The organism is Mesorhizobium sp. WSM4850 (assembly GCF_055811735.1).
Window position 1 is genome coordinate 38,995 of sequence record NZ_JBVVPV010000049.1, and the last position, 7,408, is coordinate 46,402.

Annotated in this window: 4 protein-coding genes; 3 read left to right on the forward strand and 1 reads right to left on the reverse strand. The window is 64.3% G+C overall.

Annotated features, from left to right (window positions below; genetic code table 11):
* The first annotated feature begins 20 nt into the window (after positions 1-20).
* Positions 21-2,237, forward strand: coding sequence for a dipeptide ABC transporter ATP-binding protein (locus AC0L2Z_RS29995; RefSeq protein ID WP_473630045.1), 2,217 nt, complete (start codon positions 21-23; stop codon positions 2,235-2,237).
* A 13-nt stretch (positions 2,238-2,250) separates the two neighbouring features.
* On the opposite strand, the gene AC0L2Z_RS30000 is transcribed toward AC0L2Z_RS29995, so the two are convergent.
* Entirely contained in the window at positions 2,251-2,841 is a 591-nt protein-coding gene (locus AC0L2Z_RS30000; RefSeq protein ID WP_128174262.1) for a transglycosylase SLT domain-containing protein, read from the reverse strand.
* Between the two features lie 218 nt (positions 2,842-3,059).
* Here AC0L2Z_RS30000 and AC0L2Z_RS30005 point away from each other — a divergent pair, with 218 nt between their 5' ends.
* Together AC0L2Z_RS30005 and AC0L2Z_RS30010 are read left to right on the forward strand one after the other, a co-directional pair.
* On the forward strand, positions 3,060-4,598 hold the full coding sequence (locus tag AC0L2Z_RS30005; protein WP_473479962.1) for a trimethylamine methyltransferase family protein: 1,539 nt from the start codon (positions 3,060-3,062) through the stop codon (positions 4,596-4,598).
* A gap of 244 nt (positions 4,599-4,842) precedes the next feature.
* Positions 4,843-7,278, forward strand: a complete 2,436-nt coding sequence (locus AC0L2Z_RS30010; protein WP_473630046.1) for a GcvT family protein — start codon at positions 4,843-4,845, stop codon at positions 7,276-7,278.
* The last annotated feature ends 130 nt before the right edge of the window (positions 7,279-7,408 follow it).

Genomic DNA, 7,408 nt, shown 5'->3' on the forward strand with positions numbered 1-7,408 from the left:
GAACAGGATTGGAGCGACCCATGAATGAGGCAGTTCGAAATCCCCCCAAGCGGACCAATGGGCCGATCATCGAGATCGAGAACCTGTCGATCTCCTTCTTCACCCGCAAGGGCGAGATACCGGCCGTCATGGACTTCTCCTGCACGGTCATGCCTGGCGAAGCGATGGGCATCGTCGGCGAATCCGGCTGCGGCAAGTCGACCGTGTCGCTCGGCATCATGCGCGACCTCTCCAACATCGGAAAGATCGTCGGCGGCCGGATAAAGTTCCAGGGCAAGGACATGGGCGAGCTGTCCGACGAGGAACTGCGCGCCATCCGCGGCAACAAGATCGCGATGATCTACCAGGAGCCGATGGCCAGCCTGAACCCGGCGATGAAGGTCGGCCAGCAACTGATGGAAGTGCCGCTGATCCACGACAAGGTGTCGAAGGAAGAGGCTTATCAACGCGCGCTGGAAATGGTGCGCTCGGTCAGGCTGCCCGATCCGGAGCGGATGATGCGCTCGTTTCCGCACCAGCTTTCCGGTGGCCAGCAACAGCGCATCGTCATCGCCATGGCGCTGCTGTCGAAGCCGGCGCTGCTGCTGCTCGACGAGCCGACGACGGCGCTCGACGTGACGGTCGAAGCCGGCATCGTCGACCTGGTCAAGGGACTTGGCGAGAAGTTCGGCACCTCGATGATCTTCGTGTCGCACAATCTCGGCCTGATCCTGGAAACCTGCGACCGCATCACGGTGATGTATTCGGGCGAAGCGGTGGAGACCGGCAAGATCAAGGATGTCTTCGACCGGATGCGCCATCCCTACACGCAAGGCCTGTTCCGCTCGATCCCGCTGCCTGGCGCCGACAAGAATTCGCGGCCTCTGATCTCAATCCCGGGGCAATTGCCGCTGCCGCACGAGCGGCCGAAGGGCTGCAATTTCGGCCCCCGCTGCCACCATTTCGTCGAGGGCGTCTGCAACGCCGCAGAAATCCCGATGATCGCGGTCGACGGCCATGAAGGCCATTTTTCGCGCTGCGTGCGCTTCAACGAGATCGACTGGGAAGCGCTGCCGCCCGGCGCCAAGAAGGTCAACGAGCGCGTCGAGCCCGGCGCGCCGGTGCTCAAGATCGAGGATCTCAAAAAGTACTACAAGGTCGGCGGCAGCGAGGTGTTCGGCTCGAGCGAGGGCCGCGTCGTCAAGGCCAATGAGACGATCTCCTTCATGGCGCGCGAATCCGAGACCGTCGCCATTGTCGGCGAGTCCGGCTGCGGAAAGTCGACGCTGGCCAAGGTGCTGCTCGGGCTGGAGACGGCAAGCTCCGGCAGCGTGACGCTCGGCAACCAGCAGATCCAGTCGATCGGGGTCGAGAACCGCAGCGTCGAGACGGTGTCGTCGATCCAGATGGTGTTCCAGAATCCGTTCGACACGCTCAACCCCAGCCACACGGTCGGCTCGCAGATCATCCGCACGCTGGAAAAGTTCAATGTCGGCAACACCGTTGCCGACCGCCGCAAGCGCATGCTGGAACTGCTCGACCTGGTGAAGCTGCCGCGGGCGTTCGAGACCCGCAAGCCGCGCCAGCTTTCAGGCGGCCAGAAGCAGCGCATCGGCGTGGCTCGGGCTTTTGCCGGCGATGCCAAGGTGGTGGTGGCCGACGAGCCAGTCTCGGCGCTCGACGTGTCGGTGCAGGCGGCGGTGACCGAACTGTTGATGGACATCCAGCGCAAGAACAAGACGACGATGCTGTTCATCAGCCACGACCTGTCGGTGGTGCGCTACATCGCCGACCGCGTCGTCGTCATGTATCTCGGCTATATCGTCGAGCAGGGCACGACCGACCAGATCTTTTCGCCGCCCTATCATCCCTATACCGAGGCGCTGCTGTCGGCGATCCCGATCGCCGATACCAGCGTGATCAAGAAGCACATCGTGCTGGAGGGCGACATCCCGTCGGCGATGAACCCGCCAACCGGCTGCCCGTTCCAGACCCGCTGCGGCTACAAGAAGCTGGTGCCGGACAATCTTTGCGAGACGCAGGTGCCGCCGGTCAAGCATCTCGGCGACGGTCATATGAGCCTGTGCTGGCTTGCCGACGACGTGCTGGCGAAAATGGAGCCGGTGATCAAGTTCGACAAGGAGCATGCCGCCAATGAAGGCGTGCCCGACGACGCGCCGCAAGGCATCGGTCCGGGCTTTGCCGGCGCTCCGCCGCAGCGTCCGCACGGCAAGAGGCCGAAGCTGACGGACGATTAGATCCGTGGCGCCATCAACGCGCGCATTGGCGTAGCTGCGCGGCGTAGTCCCGAGCCATCTGCTCGGTGGCCCGCGCATAGCGCTGCACGCCGGCATCGCCGCGGTTGCCGCGGCCATAGGCCGTCCAGCCGAGATAATAGGCCAGATAGAGATTGTAGGTGTCGTTGCGGGCGACGCCGAGCGTGTCTGATGTCTTGGAATGATACCAGCCGACGAAATCGACGGCATCGGCGAAGCTGGTGCGGCGCGCCGCCCAACTGCCGGTCTCGCTCTGATATTGCGCCCAGGTGCCGTCAAGCGCCTGCGAGAAGCCGGTGGCGCTGGAGGCACGTTTCCAGGGAATGAAGCCGAGCAGCTTCTTGCGCGGCGGCCTGGCGTTACTCTTGAAGCCGGATTCCTTGCGCACCGTCGCCATCAGCACGGGAACCGGCACGCCGTGCTTCCGTTCGGCGCGTTCGGCCGCCGCCTGCCAGTTGTCGAACCAGCCGTCATTCTGGTCGAAGACGGCGCAGACATTGTTGATATGGCTCGGCGGCGTCGCGCAGGCCGACAGCGCCAGCAGCACGGTAACGGCTACAATTTTGCTAAAACTCGACCTACCCATTGGAAGAGGATTAGGCTGGAATCATAAAGGGAATCTTGCAGCGTTCCTTAACGGCTGATCGGCCGCTTTGGCCGGGACACAGCGAGGATAGATATTCCGACGTTTTCCGTCGCTTTTGTCGGCACGAAAATCCCAAAATGCCGCCTTGGCTAAAATCGCGCCCGCAGGTGGCGGATTTCTGACAGCCCGATCGTCGTGCCGGCGCTTTGATGCGCCGCATGACCGAACCGAGACGCAAGCGCGGCGCCGAGCGAACCAGCAACAGGGGACCGGCCGCCATCCCGCAACTGCCGTTGCGCCGCGTGACAAATCCCTATCCGCCGATGGCGATGCTCTCGGCCGATCAGATCGAGGCGATCCACCAGGCGTCGATGCACATTCTGGAGAATTTCGGCATCGAGGTGATGAGCCCGCGGGCGCTTTCGCTGTTCGAGAAGGCCGGCGCCAAGGTCAATCATGCGTCGATGACTGTCCGCATCGACCGCGGCATGGTCGACGAGGCACTGAAGACGACGCGGTCCAGCTATACGCTGACGCCGCGCAACCCGGCCCACACAGTCCATCTCGGCGGCAACACGATCAATTTTACGCTCGTCGCCGGACCGCCGAACGTGCATGACATGGAACGCGGCCGGCGCGCCGGCAATTTGCGCGACTATTGCGACCTCACCCGGCTGGCGCAGCATTTCAACTGCATCCACATGCTCGGCAATCAGGTCTGCGCACCGGTGGAACTGCCGGCCAATTCACGCCACCTCGACACCTATTTCGCCAATCTGACGCTGACCGACAAGAGTTTTCACGTCTCGGCGATCGGCCGCGGCAGGGCGCTGGACGGCGTCGAAATGATGGCGATTTCGCGGGGCTTGAGCCTCGACCAAATGCGCGACGATCCCGGCGTCACCACCATCATCTCGGTCAACTCGCCGCGCCGCTTCGACGAAATGATGGCCGAAGGCCTGATGACCATGGCCGAGTTCGGTCAGTCGGTTGCGGTGACGCCGTTCACGCTGATGGGGGCGATGAGCCCGGTGACGCTTGCCGGCGCGCTGGCGCAACAGAACGCCGAGGCGCTGTTCGGCGTGGTCTTGACGCAGCTTGTCCGCCCCGGCGCCCCGGTCATGTATGGCGCCTTCACCTCCAATGTCGACATGAAGTCCGGTGCGCCGGCCTTTGGCACGCCGGAGAACACCAAGGCCAACATCGCCTCCGGGCAATTGGCGCGGCGCTATGGACTGCCCTACCGGACGACGCCGGGCTCGGCCTCCAACGCCGCCGACGCGCAAGGCGCCTATGAGACGCTGATGGCGCTGTGGGGCGCGGTGCTCGGCCACGGCAATCTCGTCTACCACGCAGCCGGCTGGCAGGAGGGCGGGCTGACCGCGTCGTTCGAAAAGTTCATCATCGACGTCGAGATGATCCAGCACATGATGGAGTTTTTGCGCCCGATCGAAGTCAACGAGGCGGAACTCGCCGTCGAGGCGCTGGGTGCCGTGCCGACCGGCGGCCATTTCTTCGGCGAGCCGCACACGCTGGAGCGCTATGCAACCGCCTTCTACCAGCCGATGCTCTCCAATTGGCAGAACTACGAGGCCTGGCAGGAGGCCGGCGGGCTAGACGCCACGGCGCGGGCGACGCGGCTGTGGAAGAAGGCGCTGGAGGATCATGTCGAACCGACTATTGATATTGCCGTGCGCGAGGCGCTGGAGGCGTATGTGGCCAGGCGCAAGGAAGCGATCGGGCAGGGCGAGCCGTGATGGTCGAAGGCTTGCGCTCGTGTACCCCCCTCTGTCCTGCCGGACATCTCCCCCTCAAGGGGGGAGATTGGCTGTCACGTTCTCCTTCGCCAATCACCACCGTTGAAAAGAGCGCGGCGGCGTTGAAACTGCCAATCTCCCCCCTTGAGGGGGAGATGGCCGGTAGGCCAGAGGGGGGTGGCTTGGCTCCTCCCGCACCGATTCATCCCACCCCTCCAACTCCCTGAAATAACGAGAAAAACCGATGAAATCGCATGCGAAGGTCGTGGTCATTGGCGGAGGCGTCGTCGGCTGTTCGGTGCTGTTCCATCTCGCCCGTCACGGCTGGACCGACATTGTGCTTCTGGAGCGCGACGAGCTGACTTCCGGCTCGACCTGGCACGCGGCCGGCGGCATGCACACGATCAATGGCGATCCCAACGTCGCCAAGCTGCAGAAATACACGATCTCGCTCTACAAGGAGATCGAGGAGCTGTCCGGCCAGGCGACCGGCGTGCATCTGACCGGTGGCGTGCTTTTGGCGGCGACCGAGGCGCGGCTCGACTGGCTGCGCGGCGTTGTCGCCAAGGGCCGCTATCTCGGCATCGACCTCGAGGAGATCTCGCCTGATGAGGCGGCCGAGTTGATGCCGCTGCTCGACCCGAAACAGTTCGTCGGCGCGGTGCGCAACAAGGAGGACGGTCATCTCGACCCGTCCGGCGTCACCCACGCCTATGCCAAGGCGGCCAGAAAACTTGGCGCCGAGGTCGAGCGCTTCACCAAGGTCGAGGATATCGTGCGCCGCGCCGACGGGTTGTGGCGGATCATCACCAACAAGGGCGAGGTGGTGGCCGAGCATGTCGTCAACGCCGGCGGCCTGTGGGCGCGCGAGGTCGGCCGCATGGTGGGCCTCGAACTGCCGGTGCTGGCCATGGAGCACATGTACCTGATCACCGAGGACATGCCGGAGGTCGCCGCCTGGAACCAGAAGACCGGCACGGAGATCATCCACGCGGTCGATTTCGACGGCGAGCTCTATCTGCGCCAGGAGCGCGGCGGCATGCTGATGGGCACCTATGAGAAGGCCAACAAGCCATGGTCCGAGCTCCAGACACCGTGGAATTTCGGCCACGAGCTGCTGGAGCCCGACATCGACCGCATCGCGCCGTCATTGGAAGTCGGGTTTCGGCATTTCCCGGCCTTCCAGAACACCGGAATCAAGCAGATCATCAACGGCCCCTTCACCTTCGCGCCCGACGGCAACCCGTTGGTCGGGCCGGTGCGCGGCCTGCCTGGCTTCTGGGTCGCCTGCGGCGTCATGGCCGGCTTTTCGCAGGGCGGCGGTGTTGGCCTGGCGCTGTCGAACTGGATGATCGAGGGCGATCCCGGCGCCGACATCTGGGCGATGGACGTCTCGCGCTACGGCGACTGGGCAACGATGGCCTACACCAACGCCAAGGTGCGCGAGAATTATTCGCGGCGTTTTTCCATCCGCTTTCCCAATGAGGAGCTGCCTGCCGGGCGGCCGCTCAAGACCACGCCGGTCTACGACCTCTTGTCGGCCAAGGGCGCGCAGTGGGGCGTGGCCTATGGGCTGGAAGTGCCGCTGTGGTATGCGCCCGAAGGCGTAAGGGACGAGTTCTCGTGGCGGCGCTCGAGCGATTTCGAGCATGTCGCAAAAGAGGTGAGGACGGTGCGGACAAGTGTCGGCCTGTCGGAAATCTCGTCCTTCGCCAAATACAGGGTGACGGGCGCGGGCGCGGCGGCCTGGCTCGACCGCCTGCTTGCCTGCAAGCTGCCAAAGCCCGGCCGCATGACGCTGGCGCCGATGCTGAAGCAAGACGGCAGGCTGATCGGCGACTTTTCGCTGGCCAATCTCGGCAGCGGCAATTCCAGCGGGGAGGGCTGGTTCCTCGCCGGTTCCGGCATTGCCGAGCAGTATCACATGCGCTGGTTCGAGGCGCATCTGCCGCAAGATGGCTCGGTCCATATCGAGGCGCTGGGGGCGAGACTGACGGGCCTGTCGATTGCCGGTCCGAGGGCGCGGGACGTGCTGGCAAAAGCCACGCGGGCGGATGTGTCGAATGCGGCGTTTCCGTTCATGGCGACGGCCAGGATGGATATCGGCATGGCGCCGTGCCTGGTCGGCCGCGTCAGCTACACCGGCGATCTCGGCTACGAGATCTGGGTGGCGCCGGAATATCAGCGTGCCGCGTACCAGACCCTGATGGCGGCCGGCGAAGACTTCGGCATCGGCCTGTTCGGCGCGCGCGCGCTCAACGCGCTGCGGCTGGAGAAGAATTACGGCTCGTGGGCGCGCGAATACCGGCCGATCTACGGACCGCTGGAGGCCGGGCTCGACCGTTTCGTCGCCTACGGGAAAGAAACCGATTTCATCGGCAAGCAGGCGGCACTCGCCGAGCGCCAGCAAGGCGGCAACCTGCGACTGCGCGCCTTTGTCGTCGATGCGGCCGACGTCATCGGCGACGAGCCGATCTGGTTCGACGGCGCGGTGCGCGGCTGGGTCACGTCAGGCGGCTACGCACATCATTCGAAGACGTCCGTGGCCCTGGGCTATGTGCCGAAGGAGATCGCCGACGAGGCCGATGGTTTCGAGATCGAGCTCCTGGGCAAGCGCTACACCGCCCGGGTGCAGCCGACGCCGCTGTTCGACGCGAATCTCGAGCGGCTGCGAGGGTGAGGGCGCTGCTAGGTGGAGGCTATCCAAAATGCGCGGGGTCGGCGGGACAGCGCCCCATAGGCGCTAACCTTAGGGGTAGACTGGTGGAATCGAGATGTGATTCCTAGGCCAGATGCAAAGGAATGATTCC

What these genes read in the sequence shown, in the direction of transcription:
- AC0L2Z_RS30000 (WP_128174262.1), bottom strand. Translation starts at nt 2,841, where the DNA reads ATGGGTAGGTCGAGTTTTAGCAAAATTGTAGCCGTTACCGTGCTGCTG.
- AC0L2Z_RS30005 (WP_473479962.1), top strand. Translation starts at nt 3,060, where the DNA reads ATGACCGAACCGAGACGCAAGCGCGGCGCCGAGCGAACCAGCAACAGG.
- AC0L2Z_RS29995 (WP_473630045.1), top strand. Translation starts at nt 21, where the DNA reads ATGAATGAGGCAGTTCGAAATCCCCCCAAGCGGACCAATGGGCCGATC.
- AC0L2Z_RS30010 (WP_473630046.1), top strand. Translation starts at nt 4,843, where the DNA reads ATGAAATCGCATGCGAAGGTCGTGGTCATTGGCGGAGGCGTCGTCGGC.